The organism is Serratia sp. A07, from assembly GCF_058725505.1.
The window spans coordinates 23,367-44,167 of the sequence record NZ_JBZXDO010000032.1; the positions used below are offsets into that span (position 1 = coordinate 23,367).

19 protein-coding genes are annotated in these 20,801 nt (G+C 57.2%); 12 read left to right on the forward strand and 7 right to left on the reverse strand.

Going from position 1 to position 20,801, the window contains the following annotated elements; translation table 11 throughout:
- The first annotated feature begins 503 nt into the window (after nucleotides 1-503).
- A complete protein-coding gene (locus AC4PR2_RS22765; RefSeq protein ID WP_492175506.1) occupies nucleotides 504-1,088 on the forward strand; it encodes a thymidine kinase in 585 nt (194 codons plus the stop codon).
- A 119-nt stretch (nucleotides 1,089-1,207) separates the two neighbouring features.
- On the opposite strand, the gene adhE is transcribed toward AC4PR2_RS22765, so the two are convergent.
- Complete coding sequence (gene adhE, locus AC4PR2_RS22770) at nucleotides 1,208-3,880, reverse strand: bifunctional acetaldehyde-CoA/alcohol dehydrogenase (RefSeq protein WP_492175507.1); 2,673 nt, start codon at nucleotides 3,878-3,880, stop codon at nucleotides 1,208-1,210.
- A 531-nt stretch (nucleotides 3,881-4,411) separates the two neighbouring features.
- Here adhE and AC4PR2_RS22775 point away from each other — a divergent pair.
- From AC4PR2_RS22775 to oppF, 7 genes are all read left to right on the forward strand, one after another.
- Nucleotides 4,412-5,056, forward strand: a complete 645-nt coding sequence (locus AC4PR2_RS22775) for a YchE family NAAT transporter (protein ID WP_015378089.1) — start codon at nucleotides 4,412-4,414, stop codon at nucleotides 5,054-5,056.
- Nucleotides 5,057-5,752: 696 nt separating this feature from the next.
- Nucleotides 5,753-7,390 (forward strand): ABC transporter substrate-binding protein, encoded by a 1,638-nt coding sequence (locus AC4PR2_RS22780; protein WP_060439801.1) that lies wholly within the window; start codon nucleotides 5,753-5,755, stop codon nucleotides 7,388-7,390.
- Nucleotides 7,391-7,538: 148 nt separating this feature from the next.
- A complete protein-coding gene (oppA, locus tag AC4PR2_RS22785) occupies nucleotides 7,539-9,176 on the forward strand; it encodes an oligopeptide ABC transporter substrate-binding protein OppA (RefSeq protein WP_049199093.1) in 1,638 nt (545 codons plus the stop codon).
- Nucleotides 9,177-9,259: 83 nt separating this feature from the next.
- Complete coding sequence (gene oppB / locus AC4PR2_RS22790) at nucleotides 9,260-10,180, forward strand: oligopeptide ABC transporter permease OppB (protein WP_004932150.1); 921 nt, start codon at nucleotides 9,260-9,262, stop codon at nucleotides 10,178-10,180.
- Between the two features lie 14 nt (nucleotides 10,181-10,194).
- Entirely contained in the window at nucleotides 10,195-11,103 is a 909-nt protein-coding gene (oppC, locus tag AC4PR2_RS22795) for an oligopeptide ABC transporter permease OppC (protein ID WP_049199092.1), read from the forward strand.
- An 11-nt stretch (nucleotides 11,104-11,114) separates the two neighbouring features.
- Nucleotides 11,115-12,131 (forward strand): ABC transporter ATP-binding protein, encoded by a 1,017-nt coding sequence (locus AC4PR2_RS22800; protein WP_033634782.1) that lies wholly within the window; start codon nucleotides 11,115-11,117, stop codon nucleotides 12,129-12,131.
- Entirely contained in the window at nucleotides 12,128-13,129 is a 1,002-nt protein-coding gene (gene oppF / locus AC4PR2_RS22805) for a murein tripeptide/oligopeptide ABC transporter ATP binding protein OppF (RefSeq protein WP_025303071.1), read from the forward strand. The genes AC4PR2_RS22800 and oppF overlap by 4 nt, the downstream gene beginning before the upstream one ends.
- Nucleotides 13,130-13,202: 73 nt before the next feature.
- Here oppF and AC4PR2_RS22810 read toward each other — a convergent pair whose 3' ends face one another.
- On the reverse strand, nucleotides 13,203-13,526 hold the full coding sequence (locus AC4PR2_RS22810; RefSeq protein WP_004932139.1) for an HI1450 family dsDNA-mimic protein: 324 nt from the start codon (nucleotides 13,524-13,526) through the stop codon (nucleotides 13,203-13,205).
- 56 nt (nucleotides 13,527-13,582) lie between these two features.
- Complete coding sequence (gene cls / locus AC4PR2_RS22815) at nucleotides 13,583-15,043, reverse strand: cardiolipin synthase (protein WP_038877257.1); 1,461 nt, start codon at nucleotides 15,041-15,043, stop codon at nucleotides 13,583-13,585.
- Nucleotides 15,044-15,285: 242 nt separating this feature from the next.
- On the opposite strand from cls, the gene AC4PR2_RS22820 reads away from it, so the two are divergent.
- Entirely contained in the window at nucleotides 15,286-15,462 is a 177-nt protein-coding gene (locus AC4PR2_RS22820; RefSeq protein ID WP_025159792.1) for a YciY family protein, read from the forward strand.
- Between the two features lie 45 nt (nucleotides 15,463-15,507).
- On the opposite strand, the gene AC4PR2_RS22825 is transcribed toward AC4PR2_RS22820, so the two are convergent.
- The gene (locus AC4PR2_RS22825) at nucleotides 15,508-15,999 is read right to left on the reverse strand and encodes a Dps family protein (protein WP_039565820.1); all 492 of its coding nucleotides are present in this window, start codon (nucleotides 15,997-15,999) and stop codon (nucleotides 15,508-15,510) included.
- Nucleotides 16,000-16,199: 200 nt separating this feature from the next.
- Nucleotides 16,200-17,672 (reverse strand): multidrug efflux MFS transporter SmfY, encoded by a 1,473-nt coding sequence (smfY, locus tag AC4PR2_RS22830; RefSeq protein ID WP_038877262.1) that lies wholly within the window; start codon nucleotides 17,670-17,672, stop codon nucleotides 16,200-16,202.
- 126 nt (nucleotides 17,673-17,798) lie between these two features.
- Here smfY and AC4PR2_RS22835 point away from each other — a divergent pair, with 126 nt between their 5' ends.
- A complete protein-coding gene (locus AC4PR2_RS22835) occupies nucleotides 17,799-18,350 on the forward strand; it encodes a TetR/AcrR family transcriptional regulator (protein WP_060439804.1) in 552 nt (183 codons plus the stop codon).
- 46 nt (nucleotides 18,351-18,396) lie between these two features.
- Here the strand turns inward: AC4PR2_RS22835 and AC4PR2_RS22840 are convergent, their stop codons facing one another.
- Nucleotides 18,397-18,660 carry a hypothetical protein gene (locus AC4PR2_RS22840; protein WP_019452732.1) on the reverse strand — a complete coding sequence of 88 codons (264 nt, stop codon included), beginning with the start codon at nucleotides 18,658-18,660 and terminating at the stop codon, nucleotides 18,397-18,399.
- A gap of 391 nt (nucleotides 18,661-19,051) precedes the next feature.
- Here AC4PR2_RS22840 and AC4PR2_RS22845 point away from each other — a divergent pair, with 391 nt between their 5' ends.
- Entirely contained in the window at nucleotides 19,052-19,492 is a 441-nt protein-coding gene (locus tag AC4PR2_RS22845; protein ID WP_049199081.1) for a hypothetical protein, read from the forward strand.
- Between the two features lie 71 nt (nucleotides 19,493-19,563).
- Here AC4PR2_RS22845 and AC4PR2_RS22850 read toward each other — a convergent pair whose 3' ends face one another.
- A complete protein-coding gene (locus tag AC4PR2_RS22850) occupies nucleotides 19,564-19,860 on the reverse strand; it encodes a YciI family protein (RefSeq protein WP_033634770.1) in 297 nt (98 codons plus the stop codon).
- Between the two features lie 175 nt (nucleotides 19,861-20,035).
- Here AC4PR2_RS22850 and AC4PR2_RS22855 point away from each other — a divergent pair, with 175 nt between their 5' ends.
- Nucleotides 20,036-20,689, forward strand: coding sequence for an epoxyqueuosine reductase QueH (locus AC4PR2_RS22855; protein WP_025303057.1), 654 nt, complete (start codon nucleotides 20,036-20,038; stop codon nucleotides 20,687-20,689).
- The last annotated feature ends 112 nt before the right edge of the window (nucleotides 20,690-20,801 follow it).

The following is a 20,801-nucleotide window of genomic DNA, read 5'->3' on the forward strand; positions in this document are numbered from 1 at the left end:
TTTAAAGGGCGCGTGTCGCAAGGCTTTCATCGATAAGTTATCGCCGTAATTTATATCAATATTACAATGGGTTCTGTGGGCTTAATCACGCCATGGCAAGGCAGACATTGTAAACAATAGGGGTATATAGGTAAAGATTGCGTCAGGTAACGTCGGGGCGTCGGTGAAGGCGATTAAATGCCCGTTATTGGCCCCACGTATAAATAGACAGGCGTTCCGCCGCAGCTACAGCGCCTGCGGAGGGGAAAGGGCGGCTATGCATTAATGGGCAAATGCCCGGGGCTAACCATTAGCAAGAATTAATAGTGATGACAGGCATACATTATCCTGTAAATAGCTGTAAATAGAACATGCCGACAGAACGATATGTTTCGCTTGAAAGCGCATTATTACGGCGAACGCAATATTCGTTCGCTTTGGGCTGAGCCGGGGGGCGGGTTATGGTACACTCACCGTCCTAATCAACATTTGAATATTTCTTATACCATCGGAGTGGCGGGGCCATGGCTCAACTTTATTTTTATTACTCTGCGATGAATGCCGGCAAGTCTACCGCGCTGCTACAGTCTTCATATAACTATCAAGAGCGTGGTATGCGCACGCTGGTGTTCACCGCGGAGATCGATCACCGCTATGGCGTAGGCAAAGTCAGCTCGCGCATCGGGTTATCTTCACAGGCCCAGCTCTATACCAACGACTCAATGCTCTTCGCCATGATTCAGCAAGAGCATCAACAGCAGCAGGTGCATTGTGTGCTGCTCGATGAAAGCCAGTTCCTGACCAAAGCGCAGGTTGAGCAATTGTGCGATGTGGTGGACCAACTGGACATTCCCGTATTGTGTTACGGCCTGCGCACCGATTTTCTCGGTGAGTTGTTTACCGGCAGCCAATATTTGCTGGCCTGGGCCGATAAGCTGGTGGAATTGAAAACCATCTGTCACTGCGGGCGCAAAGCCAATATGGTGCTGCGACTGGACGAGAATGGCAAAGCGATGCATGCCGGTGAACAGGTGGTGATTGGCGGTAACGAGAGCTATGTCTCCGTCTGCCGCAAGCATTATAAAGAGGCGATTCACTCCCTGGATTAGGAGTGAAAACGCCGCCAGAGCCCGCTGAAGCGTTTTGGCGGCGTGAATCGAAATGCAGCGCCTCAGGCGCAATAAAAAACCCGCCGTTTGGCGGGTTTTTTTATCGGTTCACGGAACCGTTATTTCTTGGACTTCTTTACCGTGGCTTTGGCGGCAGCCGGAGCGGCCGCTTCCTCTTCTACCGCTTCGCTGAATTCGCGGCCGTAGAAGGTATCCAGCATGATTTGCTTCAGCTCGGCAATCAGCGGATAGCGTGGGTTGGCGCCGGTACATTGGTCGTCGAATGCGTCTTCCGACAGCTTGTCGACTTTCGCCAGGAAGTCCGCTTCCTGCACACCCGCTTCACGGATGGAGGTTGGGATGCCCAACTCGGTTTTCAGCTCGTCCAGCCAGGCCAGCAGTTTCTCAATCTTCTGCGCAGTGCGGTCGCCCGGTGCGCTCAGGCCGAGGTGGTCGGCGATTTCAGCGTAGCGGCGGCGCGCCTGAGGGCGGTCGTACTGGCTGAAGGCCGTCTGCTTGGTCGGGTTGTCGTTCGCGTTGTAGCGAATGACGTTGGAAATCAGCATCGCGTTGGCCAGGCCGTGCGGAATGTGGAACTCCGAACCCAGCTTGTGCGCCATGGAGTGACAGACCCCGAGGAAGGCGTTGGCGAAGGCGATACCGGCGATGGTGGCGGCGTTGTGCACGCGTTCACGGGCAACCGGATTTTTCGCGCCTTCTTTATAGCTGGCCGGCAGATACTCTTTCAACAGTTTCAGCGCTTGCAACGCCTGGCCGTCGGAGTATTCGTTCGCCAGCACTGAAACGTAGGCTTCCAGCGCGTGGGTGACCGCATCCAGACCGCCGAAGGCGCACAGGGATTTCGGCATGTTCATCACCAGGTTGGCATCGACAATTGCCATGTCCGGGGTCAGCGCATAGTCGGCCAACGGGTATTTCTGTCCGGTGGTGTCGTCGGTTACGACGGCAAACGGCGTGACTTCCGAACCGGTGCCTGAAGTGGTGGTGATGGCGATCATTTTCGCTTTCACGCCCATTTTCGGGAACTTGTAGATACGCTTACGGATGTCCATGAAGCGCAGCGCCAGATCCTCGAAGTGGGTTTCAGGATGTTCGTACAGCACCCACATGATTTTCGCGGCGTCCATCGGCGAACCGCCGCCCAGCGCGATGATGACGTCCGGTTTGAAGGAGTTCATCTGCTCTGCGCCCTTGCGCACGATGCTCAGCGTCGGATCGGCTTCCACTTCGAAGAACACTTCGGTTTCGATGCCGTGAGACTTCAGAACCTTGGTGATCTGGTCGGCATAGCCGTTGTTGAACAGGAAACGGTCGGTCACGATGAAGGCGCGTTTTGCCCCGTCGGTCGCCACTTCTTCCAGCGCGATAGGCAGCGAGCCCCGGCGGAAGTAGATCGATTTCGGAAGTTTATGCCACAACATGTTTTCTGCTCGCTTCGCTACAGTTTTCTTGTTGATCAGGTGTTTAGGTCCGACGTTCTCAGAGATGGAGTTACCACCCCAGGAGCCGCAACCCAGCGTCAGCGAAGGCGCGAGTTTGAAGTTATACAGGTCGCCGATACCGCCCTGAGAAGCCGGGGTGTTGATCAGGATACGAGCCGTTTTCATTTTATCGCCGAAGTAGGCGATGCGAGCCGTTTGGTTATCCTGGTCGGTGTACAGGCAGGAGGTGTGGCCGATACCGCCCATGGCAACCAGTTTTTCAGCTTTGGCGACGGCGTCTTCGAAGTCTTTGGCCCGGTACATCGCCAGGGTAGGCGACAGTTTTTCATGGGCGAAAGGCTCGGACTCGTCGACCAGCTTCACTTCGCCGATCAGCACTTTGGTGTTGGCCGGCACTTTGATGCCTGCCATCTCGGCGATTTTCGGTGCGGATTGCCCCACGATGGCCGCGTTCAGACCGCCGTTTTTCAGGATGATGTCCTGAACCGCTTTCAGTTCTTTACCCTGCAGCAGATAGCCGCCGTGGGAAGCGAAACGTTCGCGTACCGCATCATAAATAGAGTCGACGACGATGACCGACTGTTCGGAAGCGCAGATAACGCCGCTGTCGAAGGTTTTGGACATCAGGATAGAGGCGACCACGCGCTTGATGTCTGCGGTTTCGTCTACCACGACCGGGGTATTACCGGCACCGACGCCGATGGCAGGCTTGCCGGAGCTGTAGGCGGCCTTCACCATGCCCGGGCCACCGGTGGCCAGGATCAGGTTGATGTCCGGGTGGTGCATCAGCTGGTTGGACAGCTCGACGGTCGGTTGGTCGATCCAACCGATGATGTCTTTTGGCGCGCCGGCGGCGATAGCGGCCTGCAGCACGATATCGGCGGCTTTATTGGTGGCATTCTTCGCACGCGGGTGCGGCGAGAAGATGATGCCGTTACGGGTATTCAGGCTGATCAGCGCTTTGAAGATCGCGGTAGAAGTTGGGTTGGTGGTAGGAACGATACCGCAAATCAGGCCGATAGGTTCGGCGATGGTGATGGTACCGAAGGTGTCATCTTCAGACAGGATGCCACAGGTTTTTTCGTCTTTATAGGCGTTGTAGATGTACTCGGAAGCGAAGTGGTTTTTGATCACTTTGTCTTCGACGATACCCATTCCGGATTCTTCCACGGCCATTTTGGCCAACGGGATACGGGCATCAGCAGCGGCGAGGGCGGCAGCGCGGAAGATTTTATCCACTTGCTCTTGAGTGAAGTTGGCATATTCGCGCTGGGCTTTTTTGACACGTGCGACAAGCTCGTTCAGTTCAGCGACATTCGTTACAGCCATAATGCTCTCCTGATAATGTTAAACTCTTTCAGTAAATAAGCCGTGCGAGCCACTAGTATAGTCCTAACGGGAATAAACGGTGATGAGAATACCGGGGCTTTCCCGCGTTATTTCTTCGCATGCTGCTGATTTGCTTAAAGAGCTTTACCCTACGCCAGCCGGAGGGGCAGACCGTGAGGAGAACGGAATCGGCGATGTGGCCACCCACTTTGTTCTACTCCCTGCCTACGACTAAGAGCTTACCCACTGTTGGGTAGTTGATTTGTGATCTAAATCATGAAAACTGCAAGCTGACACCTTTCAGCTTGCGGGTGTTGGGAATCATTCTTGATAACTGTGAGCAATGACTCTTTTTTCAACATAAAAAATCAAAAGGCCATACATCACTTTAACAAAGGGCATTTGTTTCGCTGCATAACTTGCTGACAGTCAAAAATGCTGCTCTGGCCGGATGGATTACCCGCGGCAATTCCATTACATTAGCGCGCATAGGCAGCACACCTTTTTATAGTACTTAACGCGGAGCCATCTGTGGGCCAATCTCTGTTGGATCTTTCCGGCTTTATCAAGTTCTTTGTCGGTCTGTTTGCACTGGTCAACCCGGTGGGCATTTTGCCGGTGTTCATCAGCATGACCAGTTACCAGGCGGAAGCGGGGCGCAATAAAACCAACCTGACCGCCAACCTGTCGGTCGCCATCATTCTGTGGACCTCGCTGTTCCTGGGGGAAGGGATCCTGCGGATGTTCGGCATCTCTATCGATTCGTTCCGCATCGCCGGCGGTATTCTGGTGGTGACCATCGCCATGTCGATGATCAGCGGCAAGCTGGGGGAAGACAAACAGAACAAACAGGAGAAGTCGGAGAGCGCGATCCGCGAAAGCATCGGCGTGGTGCCGTTAGCGCTGCCGCTGATGGCGGGGCCGGGGGCGATCAGTTCCACCATCGTGTGGAGCTCCCGTTATCACAACTGGCAAAGCCTGCTCGGTTTTACGGTCGCTATCGCCTTGTTCGCCTTTTGCTGCTGGCTGTTGTTCCGCGCCGCGCCGCTGTTGGTGCGTTTGCTGGGGCAGACCGGCATCAACGTGATCACCCGTATCATGGGTCTGCTGCTAATGGCGCTCGGCATCGAGTTTATCGTTACCGGCATTAAGGCGATATTCCCCGGCCTGTTGTAATACGCCTTGTTTAGCCGCGCACCTTTCGCGTTAGCGCGGCTAAAATTAATTTTAAAGTTTAAATTATTTATTGGCTCGCATTATTATAGTGCACAGGATGAATAAAATTTATGCGGTTGCACTCTTATGTTGCATAAATCTCATGTTGTTGCTCAAAAAAAACGCTAAGCGTTATTTCAATCACTTTTCCTCCCCCATTTCTGCCCATTTCGCCCCCGCTAAACGGTCACGCTGTTGTTAAATTAGTCACATCATTCTGTGGGGCTTGTCTCACTTTCATCCAGGTGTTATTAGTGATTAACCGCACATAGGCAGGTGTTTGTTCTTTGAATGGTTAGATTGTTAACTGAATGTTTCTTTTTGCAGCAGTGAGATCGTGCTGATGGTTTCAATTGAAATGAATGTGGCTTTTTTGTCTTTAAAATCATACTGATGATCTCGATTTTTCCTGCCTTCCATCTTGGTGGCCGGATTGGGCTTCGTGCGATAAAAGAGAATTGCTTAACATTTTCGTAAAATTTATTGGCTATGGAATTTGGCTTCTGCTAATTTCCGAGCAACTTTCCCGTGGTCAATTAACTGAAATGCGCCACAAAAACGGGAATGATTTTTGCTGGTATCCGTTTATTTAGAATTCTTATAAACACTTCACAAACTTCGATAAGCGATGCTTGTCGGTGAAAAGGAGCCTCGATTATGCAGCAAACCCTGAAGCGTACTTCTTTGACCTTGTTGATTAGCGGCGCGCTGGGCGCCGGCGCCGTAAATAGCAGTTTGGCGGCAGAGGTTCCGGCCGGCGTCCAATTGGCGCAGCAGCAGAATATTGTGATCAACAACGGTAGCGAAGTGGCTTCATTGGATCCGCATAAGGTCGAGGGCGTCCCGGAAAGCAATATCATTCTTAACCTGCTGGAAGGGCTGGTGAGCACCGACGCCAACGGGCATGTGGTGCCGGCGGCGGCGACAAGCTGGGAAAACCAGAATTATCAGCAGTGGACCTTCCACCTGCGCCCCGGCGCGGTGTGGAGCGACGGCAGCCCGGTGACCGCGCAAGACTTCGTCTACAGCTGGCAGCGTCTGGCCGATCCGAAAATCGCTTCGCCCTATGCCAGCTACCTGCAATACACCAAAGTCGAGAATATCGACGACATCCTGACCGGGAAGAAGAGCCCGCAGACCCTCGGCGTTAAGGCGCTGGACGACCAGACGCTGCAGGTGACCCTGAGCGAACCGGTGCCGTATTTCATCAGCATGCTGAGCCACACGTCGCTCAAACCGGTGAAACGGGCGGTGGTGGAGAAATTCGGCGATAAATGGACGCTGCCCGCCAACTATGTCGGCAACGGCGCTTACCGCCTGAAAGAGTGGGTGGTGAACGAGCGCATTGTGCTGGAGCGCAGCCCGAGCTACTGGAACAACAAGCAAACGGTGATCAATCAGGCGACCTTCCTGCCGATTACCTCGGAGGTCAGCGACGTCAACCGCTTCCGCAGCGGCGAGATCGACATCACCAACAGCGCCATTCCGCCGTACCTGTACGTCAAGATGAAACGCGAAATGCCCGAGCAGCTGCACGTTAACCCTTATCTGTGCACCTTCTATTACGAGCTCAATAACAAGCGGGCGCCGTTCACCGATCCGCGCGTGCGTACGGCGGTGAAGATGACGCTGGATCGCGACATTATCGCCAACAAGATCATGGGCCAGGGGCAAATCCCGGCCTACAGCTTCACGCCAACCTTCACGGAAGGCGCCAGCTTCACTCAGCCTGCGTGGGCCGGCTGGAGTCAGGAGCAACGCAACGCCGAAGCCAGGAAACTGCTGGCGGAAGCGGGCTACAGCGACGCCAAGCCGCTGAAGTTCTCGCTGCTGTACAACACCTCCGATCAAAACAAACAGCAGGCGATCGCTGCCGCGTCGATGTGGAAGAAGAATCTGGGCGCCGAGGTCACGCTGCGCAACCAGGAATGGAAAACTTCGCTGGAGAGCCGCCATCAGGGGCAATACGACGTGGCGCGTGCCACCTGGTGCGGGGATTACAACGAACCCAGCGCGTTCCTGAACCTGGTTCTGTCCAACAGCAGCATCAATACCGTGTTCTACAAGAGCCCGGCGTTCGACGCCATCATGGCCGCCACGCTGAAGGCGCCGGATGAGGCCGCGCGCGCCGCGCTCTATCAGCAGGCGGAAGCGCAGCTGGACAAAGACTCCGCGTTGGTCCCGGTTTATTACCGCGTCAGCGCGCGTTTGATCAAGCCGACGGTGGGTGGGTTCACCGGCAAAGATCCGCTGGACTATACCGACGTTAAAAATCTTTACATTATCAAGCAGTAAAGGGGTATTCCTCACGCCGAGGGGCAGGGGAATATAGGGAAGGCCGGCCGCCGCATTCGTTCCGCGGCGGCGGGAAAACAAAGTCCGCTTACGGGCAACGCGGGTTCCACGAAGAGCCTGTGATAATAAAAAACTGGAGTCGATAAGTATGACCAACATCACGAAGAAAACGCTCATTGCCGCCGGCGTCATCGCCGCGCTGGGTATCACAGCAACCACCAGCGCTTTCGCCGCTGACGTCCCGGCGGGCGTGCAGCTGGCCGACAAGCAAGAAATCGTCAAAAACAACGGTTCCGAAGTGCAGTCGCTGGATCCGCACAAGATCGAGGGCGTGCCGGAAAACAACGTCACGCGCGACCTGATGGAAGGCCTGGCGAACAACAGCCCGGACGGTTCCATCGTGCCGGGCGTCGCGGAAAGCTGGGATAACAAGGATTTCAAAGTCTGGACCTTCCACCTGCGTAAAGACGCAAAATGGTCCAACGGCAAGCCGGTGACGGCGCAAGATTTCGTCTACAGCTGGCAGCGCGTGGTGGATCCGAAAACCGCGTCGCCTTACGCCAGCTACCTGCAGTACGCCCATGTGGAAAACGTCGATGACATCATCGCCGGTAAAAAAGACAAGTCGACGCTGGGCGTGAAGGCCATCGACGACCACACCTTCCAGGTGACCCTGAGCGAGCCGGTGCCTTATCTGGTTGAAATGACCCCGCACTACGCCATGAAGCCCGTTTACAAAGACGCGGTAGAGAAGTTTGGCGAGAAGTGGACGCTGCCGGCCAACTACGTCAGCAACGGCGCTTACAAACTGAAAGACTGGATTGTCAACGAACGCATCGTACTGGAACGCAACCCGGAATATTGGGATAACGCCAAAACCATCATCAATAAAGTGACGTTCCTGCCTATTTCGTCGGAAGTGACCGACGTTAACCGCTACCGCACCGGTGAAATCGACATGACCTACAACAACATGCCGATCGAACTGTTCCAGAAGCTGAAGAAAGAGATCCCGAAAGAGGTGCATGTCGATCCTTACCTGTGCACCTATTACTACGAAATCAACAACCAGAAGGCGCCGTTCACCGATGCGCGCGTGCGTGAAGCGCTGAAGCTGGGCATGGACCGCGACATCATCGTCAACAAGGTGAAAAACCAGGGCGACCTGCCGGCCTACAGCTTTACGCCGCCATACACCGACGGTGCCAAGCTGACCGCACCGGAGTGGTTCGGCTGGACGCAGGAAAAACGCAACGAAGTGGCGAAGAAACTGCTGGCCGACGCCGGCTACGGCCCGGGCAAACCGCTGACCTTCTCCCTGTTGTACAACACCTCCGATCTGCACAAGAAGCTGGCGATCGCCGCCGCCTCCATCTGGAAGAAAAACCTGGGCGTGGACGTGAAGCTGGTGAACCAGGAGTGGAAAACCTTCCTGGATACCCGTCATCAGGGCACCTATGACGTGGCGCGCGCCGGCTGGTGTGCCGACTACAACGAGCCGAGCTCGTTCCTGAACATGATGCTGTCCGACAGCAGCAGTAATACCCCGCACTACAAGAGCGCCGAGTTCGACAAGCTGATGGCCAACGTGTTGACCGCGAAGACCAAAGACGAGCGCGCCGAGCTGTATCAGAAAGCGGAAGTTCAGCTGGACAAAGATTCCGCCATCGTTCCGCTGTATTACTATGTGAACGCCCGTTTGGTGAAACCTTACGTCGGTGGTTACACCGGCAAAGACCCGCTTGATAACGTGTACGACAAAAACCTGTACATCATCAAGCATTGATACGGTAAGAGCCGGCGGCGCAGGCCGCCGGCCCATGTTGAGAATAATAAGCCGTCATCAGGCTGTCGCACAGGGTTAGGGCAATGCTTAAATTTATACTTCGTCGCTTGTTGGAAGCGATCCCGACACTATTTATCCTTATCACCATCTCATTCTTCATGATGCGCCTGGCACCCGGCAGTCCATTTACCGGGGAACGCGCATTGCCGCCGGAAGTTATGGCGAACATCGAAGCCAAATATCATTTGAACGACCCGATCTGGAAACAGTACGGTCATTATCTGGCGCAGCTTGCGCAGGGAGACTTCGGCCCGTCCTTTAAATACAAGGACTATTCGGTGAACGATCTGGTCGCCAGCTCTTTCCCGGTGTCCGCCAAACTCGGCCTGGCCGCGTTTCTGCTGGCAGTGGTGCTGGGGGTGAGCGCAGGCGTGATTGCCGCGCTGAATCAGAACACCAAATGGGACTACACGGTGATGGGGTTCGCCATGACCGGGGTGGTGATACCCAGTTTCGTGGTGGCGCCGCTGCTGGTGCTGATCTTCGCCATCACGCTGAAATGGCTGCCGGGCGGTGGCTGGAACGGCGGCGCGCCTAAATTCATCATCCTGCCGATGGTGGCGCTGTCGCTTGCCTATATCGCCAGCATCGCCCGTATCACGCGTGGCTCGATGATTGAAGTGCTGCACTCCAACTTCATCCGTACCGCGCGCGCCAAAGGCTTGCCGATGCGTCGCATCATTTTCCGCCACGCGCTGAAGCCGGCGCTGCTGCCGGTGCTGTCCTACATGGGGCCGGCGTTCGTCGGTATCATCACAGGATCGATGGTGATCGAAACCATCTACGGTCTGCCGGGGATCGGCCAGCTGTTCGTTAACGGCGCGCTGAACCGCGACTACTCCCTGGTGCTGAGCCTGACCATTCTGGTGGGCGCCCTGACCATTCTGTTCAACGCGATCGTCGATGTGCTGTATGCGGTCATCGATCCGAAAATCCGTTATTAATCTGGAGCACGCGAATGATGTTGACTAAAAAGAACAGCGAAGCTCTGGAAAACTTCAGCGAGAAGCTGGAAGTGGAAGGGCGCAGCCTGTGGCAAGACGCGCGTCGGCGCTTTATGCACAACCGCGCGGCGGTCAGCAGCCTGTTTATTCTGGTGCTGATCACGCTGTTTGTGGCGCTGGCGCCGATGCTGTCGCAGTTTGCCTACGACGATACCGACTGGGCGATGATGTCCGCCGCCCCAAGCGTGGAATCGGGGCACTATTTCGGCACTGACTCCTCCGGGCGCGATCTGCTGGTGCGCGTGGCGATCGGCGGGCGCATCTCGCTGATGGTCGGCGTGGCGGCGGCGCTGGTGGCGGTGGTGGTGGGCACCCTGTACGGCGCAATGTCCGGCTATCTGGGCGGCAAGGTCGACTCGGTGATGATGCGCCTGCTGGAGATCCTCAACTCCTTCCCGTTCATGTTCTTCGTGATCCTGCTGGTGACCTTCTTCGGCCAGAACATCCTGCTCATCTTCGTGGCGATCGGCATGGTGTCGTGGCTGGATATGGCGCGTATCGTGCGCGGCCAAACCCTCGGCCTGAAGCGTAAGGAATTCATCGAAGCGGCGCTGGTGTGCGGCGTCTCCACGCGCAATATCGTGCTGCGCCATATCGTGCCGAACGTGCTCGGCGTGGTGGTGGTGTATGCGTCGCTGCTGGTGCCGAGCATGATCCTGTTCGAATCCTTCCTCAGTTTCCTGGGGCTGGGCACGCAGGAGCCGCTCAGCAGTTGGGGCGCATTGCTCAGCGACGGCGCCAACTCAATGGAAGTTTCACCGTGGTTGCTGCTGTTCCCGGCGGGTTTCCTGGTTGTCACTCTGTTCTGTTTCAACTTTATCGGCGATGGCCTGCGTGACGCCCTCGACCCGAAAGATCGTTAAGGAGTGCAATCATGAGCACCATTGAACATCCTCAACTGCAAACCGGCGCCGGGGTCAAAACGTCGCCGCTGCTGGACGTGAAAGACCTGCGCGTCACGTTCTCCACCCCGGACGGCGACGTGACGGCGGTGAACGATCTGAACTTCGACCTGCGCGCCGGGGAAACGCTGGGCATCGTCGGTGAGTCCGGCTCCGGTAAATCGCAGACAGCGTTCGCTCTGATGGGCCTGCTGGCCAGCAATGGCCGCATCGGCGGTTCGGCCAAATTCAACGGCCGTGAAATCCTCAACCTGCCGGAAAATCAGCTCAACAAGCTGCGGGCAGAAGAGATCTCGATGATCTTCCAGGACCCGATGACCTCGCTCAACCCTTATATGCGCGTTGGCGAACAGCTGATGGAAGTGCTGATGCTGCATAAGAAAATGAGCAAAAGCGAAGCCTTTGAAGAGTCGGTACGCATGCTCGACGCGGTGAAAATGCCGGAAGCGCGCAAGCGCATGCGCATGTATCCGCATGAGTTTTCCGGTGGCATGCGCCAGCGCGTGATGATCGCCATGGCGCTGCTGTGTCGGCCAAAGCTGCTGATTGCCGACGAACCGACCACCGCGCTGGACGTTACCGTTCAGGCGCAGATCATGACGCTGCTCAACGAGCTGAAGCGCGAGTTCAACACCGCCATCATCATGATCACCCACGACCTGGGCGTGGTGGCCGGCATCTGCAACAAGGTGCTGGTGATGTACGCCGGCCGCACCATGGAATACGGCAGCGCGCGCGAGGTGTTCTACCAGCCGAGCCACCCGTACTCCATCGGTCTGTTGAACGCGGTGCCGCGTCTCGACGCCGAAGGCGAAGCGTTGCTGACCATTCCCGGCAACCCGCCGAACCTGCTGCGGTTGCCGAAAGGCTGCCCGTTCCAGCCGCGCTGTCCGTACGCCATGGAGCAGTGCGCGAGCGCTCCGCCGTTGGAGCAATTTGGGGAAGGGCGCCTGCGCGCCTGCTTTAAACCGGTGGAGGCGTTGGTATGACAGCGGTAACCGACAAGAAAGTGCTGCTCGAAGTGGCCGATCTGAAAGTGCACTTCGACATTCATGACGATAAACAGTGGTTCTGGCAGCCGCCGAAAACCCTGAAAGCGGTCGATGGCGTCACGCTGCGGCTGTTCGAGGGGGAAACCCTGGGCGTGGTCGGCGAATCCGGCTGTGGCAAATCCACCTTCGCGCGCGCCATCATCGGCCTGGTGAAGGCCACCAGCGGGCGCGTTGCCTGGCTGGGGAAAGATCTGCTGGGCATGAGCGACGCCGACTGGCGCAAAACCCGCAGCGATATTCAGATGATCTTCCAGGATCCGCTGGCGTCGCTCAACCCGCGCATGACCATCGGCGAGATCATCGCCGAGCCGCTGCGCACCTACTACCCGAAAATGCCGCGTCAGGAAGTGAAGGACAAGGTCAAGGCAATGATGCTGAAGGTCGGTCTGCTGCCTAACCTGATCAACCGCTACCCGCACGAGTTCTCCGGCGGCCAGTGCCAGCGTATCGGCATCGCACGCGCGCTGATCCTCGAGCCGAAGCTGGTGATCTGCGACGAGCCGGTCTCCGCGCTGGACGTATCGATTCAGGCGCAGGTGGTGAACCTGTTGCAGCAGCTGCAGCGCGAAATGGGCCTGTCACTGATCTTTATCGCCCACGACTTGGCGGTGGTGAAGCACATTTCCGATCGCGTGCTGGTGATGTATCTGGGCCATGCGGTGGAGCTGGGCACCTATGACGAGGTGTACCACAACCCGCAGCACCCTTACACCAAAGCGCTGATGTCGGCGGTGCCGATCCCGGATCCGGACAAGGAGAAGGAGAAGCAGATCCAGCTGTTGGAAGGGGAGCTGCCTTCGCCGATCAACCCGCCGACCGGCTGCGTGTTCCGCACCCGCTGCCCGATAGCCGGGCCGGAGTGCGCCAAGACGCGTCCGCTGCTGGAGGGCAGTTTCCGCCACGCGGTGTCCTGCCTGAAGGTCGATCCGTTGTAATGTGCCGCTAGTCGGCAACAAAAAGCCCCGCTGAATGAGCGGGGCTTTTTTTATCCGATGCGCTAACGGCGAATCACTCTTTCCACAGAATGTGGCACAGCTTGTGGTCTTTCTCACGGCAGATCAGCACGCGGGCGAACACGTCGTTGATCGGCTCGCCGTCGCTGTCCGCCAGACCGATCACCACCTCGGCGAAGAAGTCCGGGTTCAGGTCGTAATCCACGTGCTCGCTCCAGTCTTCGGAGGGATCGTACAGTTCGGCGCCGCCGCGCTCTTCAAACTGCAGGTTGAACAGCAGAATATCCGCCGGATCCAGATTGTCGCCGGCCAATTCGAGGAAGATGTCGTAGGCCTGTTCCAGCGTTTCGTCTTCGGTAAGGCGGTTATTCAAATCCATAAAAAAATCCTGATAACAAATGATTTGGCGCTATTAAAGCACGCTCGCCGCGGCTTTTACAGCAGCGGGCTGAAAAAGTAGAACAGGCGCTCGACCAGGCGATGCCAGAACGGCCGCTTCAGCCACTCTTTGGCGTTCAGCAGCTGGGAACGGGCGATGTAATCTTCCTGCACGCAGGCCAAATCGCTGCCGAAGCCGTCATCGTCGATCACCAGCGTGATTTCGAAATTCAGCCACAGGCTGCGCATGTCCAGATTGACGGTGCCGACCAGGCTGAGCTGGCCGTCCACCAGCACGCTCTTGGTATGCAGCAGGCCGCCTTCGAACTGATAGATCTTAACCCCGGCCTCCAGCAGCTCGGAGAAGAACGCGCGGCTGGCCCAGCGCACCATCATCGAATCGTTGTCGCGCGGCACGATGATGCTGACCTCGACGCCGCGCAGGGCGGCGGTGCAAATGGCGTGCAGCAGATCGTCACTTGGCACGAAGTACGGCGTGGTCATGATCAGCTGCTCGCGGGCGGAATAGACCGCGGTCAGCAACGCCTGGTGGATCATCTCCTCGGGGAAGCCGGGGCCGGAGGCGATCACCTGAATGGTATGGCCGCTTTCCTGCTCGAACGGCATGATGTTGACGTCCGGCGGTGGCGGCAGAATGCGCTTGCCGGTTTCAATCTCCCAGTCGCAGGCATAGACGATGCCCATGGTGGTGGCCACCGGGCCTTCCATGCGCGCCATCAGATCGATCCATTGGCCGACGCCCGCATCCTGCTTGAAGTAGCGCGGATCGACCATGTTCATGCTGCCGGTATAGGCGATGTAGTTGTCGATCAGCACCACCTTGCGGTGCTGGCGCAGGTCCATGCGGCGTAGAAATACGCGCAGCAGGTTGACCTTCAGCGCCTCGACCACTTCGATGCCGGCGTTGCGCATCATCGCCGGGTAGGGGCTGCGGAAAAATTGCAGGCTGCCGGCGGAGTCGAGCATCAGGCGGCAGTGTACGCCGCGTCGGGCGGCGGCCATCAGCGATTCGGCCACCTGATCGACCAGGCCGCCGGGCTGCCAGATATAGAACACCATTTCGATGTTGTGGCGCGCCAGCTCGATGTCGCGGATCAGCGCTTTCAGCGTGTCGTCGGTGGTGGTGAGCAGCTGCAGCTGGTTGCCCTTGACGCCGTCGATGCCCTGGCGGCGGTTGCACAGCTGGAACAGCGGTTCGGCGACCTCGCTGTACTCGGTGGCGAAGATGCGGCGGCTCTCTTTCAGCTCTTTCAGCCAGCGGGCGGTTGACGGCCACATGGCCTTGGCACGCTCGGCCCGGCGCTTGCCCAGATGCAGCTCGCCGAACGATAAATAGGCCACGATGCCGAACAGCGGCAGTATGTAGATAACCAGCAGCCAGGCCATGGCAGAGGGAACCGCACGGCGTTTCATCAAAATGCGCATCGTCACGCCGGCGATCAGCAGCCAGTAGCCGAACACCATGAGCCAACTGATTACGGTATAAAATGTTGTCATAAAGGCGAAAAATCCCGTTCGCAAACCACCAATGATGAGTGTACGCACAGATCGGTCAAGGCGAAACCTTTTATCGGCGCTTATGTTACATAAATATGATGAAGTTAAGGCACTTGCTGAAAATGAAAGGGCGGCTTTTGCCCGCGTGGCGCCCGCTGTGCCGCCGATAACTGCGGCTTGGATCACGGGCGGAAAGGGCTATAATGCCCGCGGTTGGCATTAGACGAACGAGTGACGGAATTATGAGACGCAGTAGAAATGAAGTGGGCCGCTGGCGCATGTTGCGGCAGAGCCAACGCCGCCGGCATCGCTGGCTGGAACGCCAGTCGTGCAGCAATCGCCATATTATCCGGGTGCGGCGCCGCCTGGACGATCAGCATCGGCGCGCGCTGCTGTTTGCGGTATCCTGCGAGTGGTAAAACGAAAACAGTCCCGTGAGGGACTGTTTTGTTATGGCGCCAGGGTTATTTGCCCAGATAGGCGTTGAGCATCCAGACCTGTTTTTCCTGCTCTTTGATGTAATCGCTCATCAGCGACGCGGTGCCTTCGTCACCGGCGTCTGCCGCTACCGCGAGCAGTTCACGCTGCTGCTGCAGCAAGATTGAATACCCTTCCAACAGGCCGCGCAGCGTGCCTTTATCATCGGTCACGTTGGTGTGTTCCTTGATGTCGGCGGTTTTCAGATAGTCGCTGAAAGCGTGACGCGGCTGCGAGCCCAGCGTCAGAATACGTTCCGCCAGCTCATCCACCTTGGTCAGCAGATCGTTATATGTCTCTTCGAATTTCGCGTGCAGCTCAAAGAACTGCGGGCCGGTAATATTCCAGTGATAGCCGCGCACGTTCATATACAGCACCTGATAGTTCGCCAACAGCGCGTTCAGCGCCTCGGCGAGTTTTGCCGATTGTTTACTGTCGAGGCCGATATGGGTTTTCGCTGCTTTCTTTGCCGTTGCCATAATAATCTTCTCCTGATTATTTGTTCCGATAGTAGACAGAATCAATTTCCATAGCTGTTACAGTAACCGGATTTATCGCAGGGTTAAACACGATAACAGGCATTATTGCCATCGCTAAAACCGATGACGATAAATCCGTCGAACAAATTGCCGAATCAGTTTACGCAGGATCCGCAGGCGAAAAAAGCCGCTTTTATCGGTTACTTGCGTAGCGCCAGTTTCACCGCGCCGGCACCCAGCGCCATCAGCAATGCGGCGGCGATCAGCACCGTAATAAACGCGCGATCAAAGGCCAGACGCGCCAGCTGCGTCAGCTGCTGCGCGCGATCGGCCGCCAGCCCGGCCGCCAGCCGCAGGGCTTCGTCGATGCTGTCGTAGGCCAAATCGCTGACCGGCAGTTCCGCCGGCAGCGCCAGGCTGTGGCTGTAAACCGCCGTCATCAACCCGCCGAGCAGCGTCACGCCCAGTACGCCACCCAGTTCGTAGGAGACGTCTTCGATGGACGCCGCCATGCCGGACTTCTCCTCCGGCGCGTTCAGCATGATGGCGGTAGAAGCGGCGGTGATCACGCCGCCGAGGCCAAAGCCCACCAGCGCCAGGCTGACCAATTGCGGTGCCATGCCGCTCTGGTACCACACGGCAAGACCGGCGATGCCGAGGGTAGTCAGGACAAAGCCGCCGAGGATGATGCTGCGTTCGCCGTAGCGCGGCAACAGCAGGCCGGCTACGGGCCCCGCCAGCGCCGAGGCCAGCGGGATCGGCAAAATAAACAGCGCCGCCTGCAGCGGGCTGAGGCCGAGCACCAGCTGTAGGCGTTGGCTGAGCACCAGCTCGACGCCGATCAGCGCCACCATCGACAGCAGGGCCACGCCGATGCCGCCTGCGAACAGCCGGTTGCGGAACAGGGAGAAATCGATCATCGGGTGGGCGCTGCGCTGCTGACGACGCACGAACAGCACCAGGAACAACACGCCGATCAGGGCCGCCACAAGCAAGGCGCTCACATCAGGCGTCGGCTTGCTCAGCTCCTTCAGCGCATAGATGGCGCCGACCAGACCCATCATGATCTGCACCGAACCGACGATGTCCGAAGGGCGCGGGTTATCGCCACCGCAGCGCGGGATCAGTTTCCACGCCAGCGGCCAGACCAGCAGTACGACCGGCACATTGATCAGGAACACCGACCCCCACCAGAAATACTCCAGCAGCAGGCCGCCGACCACCGGGCCGATGGCCGCGCCGCCGGAGGCCACCGAGGCCCAGATGCCGATTGCCAGCGCGCGTTCGCGTTCGTCGGTAAAGACGTGGCGCACGATGGACAGCGTGGCGGGCATCATCATTGCCGCGCCAACGGCGAGGAACACCCGGGCGGCGATCAGCCACTCGGCGGTGGGCGAGAACGCGGCGCACAGCGACGCGACGGCAAACACCGGCAGCCCGGCGAGAAACAGCCGCTTATGGCCGATGCGGTCGCTCAGCATGCCGGCGCCGGGCAGCAGGCCGGCCACCACCAGCGGGTAGGCGTTGACGATCCAGAGTTTTTGCGAGGCGCTGGCGTCCAGCGCCTGGGTTAAGCGCGGCAGGGCGGTATATAACACCGTCATATCGATGACGATCAGGAAAAGGGCGCTGGCGACCATCGTCAGGATCAACCAGCGGTTCTTGGCGTACATAATTCATATCCAGTTAACGTGGGCGGCGCGGAGGCGCCGCCATTGGGGTAACCCACCGGCGATGCCGGGTGGTATACTGATGATAATATATATCCATACGTTCGTATTGAAAAGAAGGGTTTCTTAATGGGACGTCAACGCAGCATCGATCGCGACAAGGTTTTGGACACCGCCGAAGAGATCGTCGCCACCCAGGGGGCCGCCGGCTTGACCATCGACGCCGTCGCCAAAGCGATGGGGATCTCCAAGGGCGGGGTGCAGTATTGTTTCGGCAGCAAAGACGCCCTTATCGATGCCATGTTCGATCGCTGGGGAAGTGCCTACGAGACGCTGTTCACGGCGATCGCCGGCGACGAGCCTTCGCCGCCGACCGCCGTGCGGGCGCATATGCTGGCCACCCACAGTTCGGATCAGACCTCCAGCGCCAAGGCCGCCGGGCTGATGGCGACGTTGATTCAAACGCCGGAGCATCTGGCGAGCACGCGCGAATGGTATCGCAGCCGCATCGCCGGTTTGGATTTGACGACCGAAGAAGGCAAGCGCGCGCGCCTGGCGTTTCTCGCCACCGAAGGCGCCTTTATGCTGCGTTACTTTGGTTTGATGGATATCGACCAGGCGGAATGGGAAACGATGTTCGCCGATATGCAGGCATTGATATTGACGGGCGGCGACAAGTAAGCGCAGGGACAAGCGGCAGGAGCAGCCTGCCGCGGGCTAAGCCTGATTATTTATAGGCTATCGCATTGATGGTTTCGAAGGTGGTTTTCCCCTCGCGACCGATAATGACGTAATACTTACCGCCTTTTTCATCTACCGCTTTCGACAGACGCGCATGGTCGATCCCCACGGTGTCGTCGCCGTCTTGTGAAATGGTCACCGGACCGATCTCGGTATGTTTCGCCGCCTCTTCCCGAGTGATTTCAATTGCCGCCAGGGAAGAGAATGAGGTGAACGCCAGCAGTGCCAAGAGATATTTAGTTGCCTTCATAATTATTCCTTTTGGAAGATAAAAACGACCCGTAACTGCATTTTGACTACGGCTCAAGTGTAGGTCAGCGGCAGCGCTTTACCATGCAACGGCAAAAAATAGTCTCAGACGGTGGCGCCTATCACACTGATAGTTAGTCAAGGGGGCGGCGAAAGGCGTATGTTTATCGAACAAGATATTCCCTCGAAGAACCTTTAAGCCAGCCACTCCGTGCTGGCTTTTTTTTGCTTGCTCCCAATTGATTTGTTTTATCGCAGGATAATCTGATGCTGAATCATTCCGCGATCTAACAATATTGAGATTAAATAATGTATGACCCTAAAATTCATTGACATTATATTTTAGACGGGTAGGGTACGGGGCGGTTTTTCTCATTGCCACGGGTCCAGGAATGATGGTGACACGGATAGCTTTGCTGTTAGCCGCGTTCTGCTTTGCTAGCAGCGCAAATGCTTTATTTACCCCTAATGAATACAATATTTGGCACTATCAGGAAGGGGTGCTGTACGGCGCGACTCAGAATGAGTTCAGTGAACCGGTACTGGTTAGCCTCGCCGGGCCAGGGACGCCTTGGGCGAATATGGTGATTTCTCTCACCCATCGTGAATCCTGTGAAGCATTTCAGTCGATAAAGACGTTGCTAATCAATAAAGATCTCCTGGCGGTGACGCTGAGTTGCGTTCAGGCGGGAGAACACAGCGTGGTGAGTTATACGCTGCATGAGAGTGAAGTGGTCAACCGTTTGTATACGCATTTGAAATCGGGTTTTACGTTGGTGATCGATGGCCGCATCAAGCTGTGGGCCGCCAATATCGCACATCCCGCGCGTTGAGCGAGCTTGCCGCACGATTAAACCGGGAACGGCGCGCGAACGGGCGTTCCCGGTATTGGGAGGGCTGGAGATTAGAACACCTGCTTGAACGGCTTCACCGTCACGTCGGCATAGACGCCGGCGGCGATATAGGGATCCTGCTGCGCCCAGGCCTGGGCTTGCGCCAGCGACTCGAATTCGGCGATCACCGTCGAACCGGTAAAGCCGGCGGCGCCGGGATCGTTGCTGTCGATGGCCGGGTTAGGGCCGGCGACCACCAGGCGGCCGGCATCGCGCAGCGCCTGCAGGCGCGCCAGGTGTGCCGGGCGCACCGCCAGACGGTTTTCCAGTGAGTTGGGGACGTCTTGCGCGTAGATCAGATAAAGCATGTTTCACCTTTAAAATCATGGCAATAAAACGGTGCTACCAAGGTAGCGCAAAAGGCGCGGCAGGGGAACGGTGCGCGGCGAATTTCCCGGCGGATTGGCGCTTATGCCTTGAAGCCGCTACTTTTTATTCGTATAGTGCGGCGCGCTTAAACTGATATGCCATTGAGGTGAGGATATGACGGAACTGGTAAGGGAAAAACTCGATTTGCCGGCGGGCAAAAGTAAACTGCTGCTGCACTCTTGCTGCGCGCCCTGTTCCGGCGAGGTGATGGAAGCGATCCAGGCCTCCGGGATCGAGTACGCCATTTTCTTCTATAACCCCAACATTCACCCGCAAAAAGAGTATCTGCTGCGCAAGGAAGAGAACATCCGCTTCGCCGAGCAGCACGGGGTGCCGATCATCGATGCCGATTACGACACCGACAACTGGTTCGCCCGCGCCAAGGGGATGGAGAATGAGCCGGAGCGCGGGATTCGTTGCACCATGTGTTTTGACATGCGTTTCGAGCGCACGGCGCTGTATGCGCATGAGCACGGTTACGACACCATCTCCAGCTCGTTGGGCATTTCGCGCTGGAAGAACATGCAGCAGATCACCGACTGCGGCATCCGGGCGGCGGAAAAATATCCCGATTTGGTGTACTGGGATTACAACTGGCGCAAGAAGGGCGGTTCGTCGCGCATGATAGAGATCAGCAAGCGCGAACGCTTCTATCAGCAGGAATACTGCGGCTGCGTCTATTCGCTGCGCGACACCAACCTGCACCGCAAGGCGCAAGGGCGGCCGCTGATTAAGCTGGGCGTGCTTTACTATGGTGATGAAGAATAACGCTTAATCACCGCAATCAACCCGCTACGGCGGGTTTTTTATTCCTAACTTAAAACCACGTCCTGTGGACGTGGTTATCGACTCGGTTTTGGCTCTGCCTGTAAAAACCTGC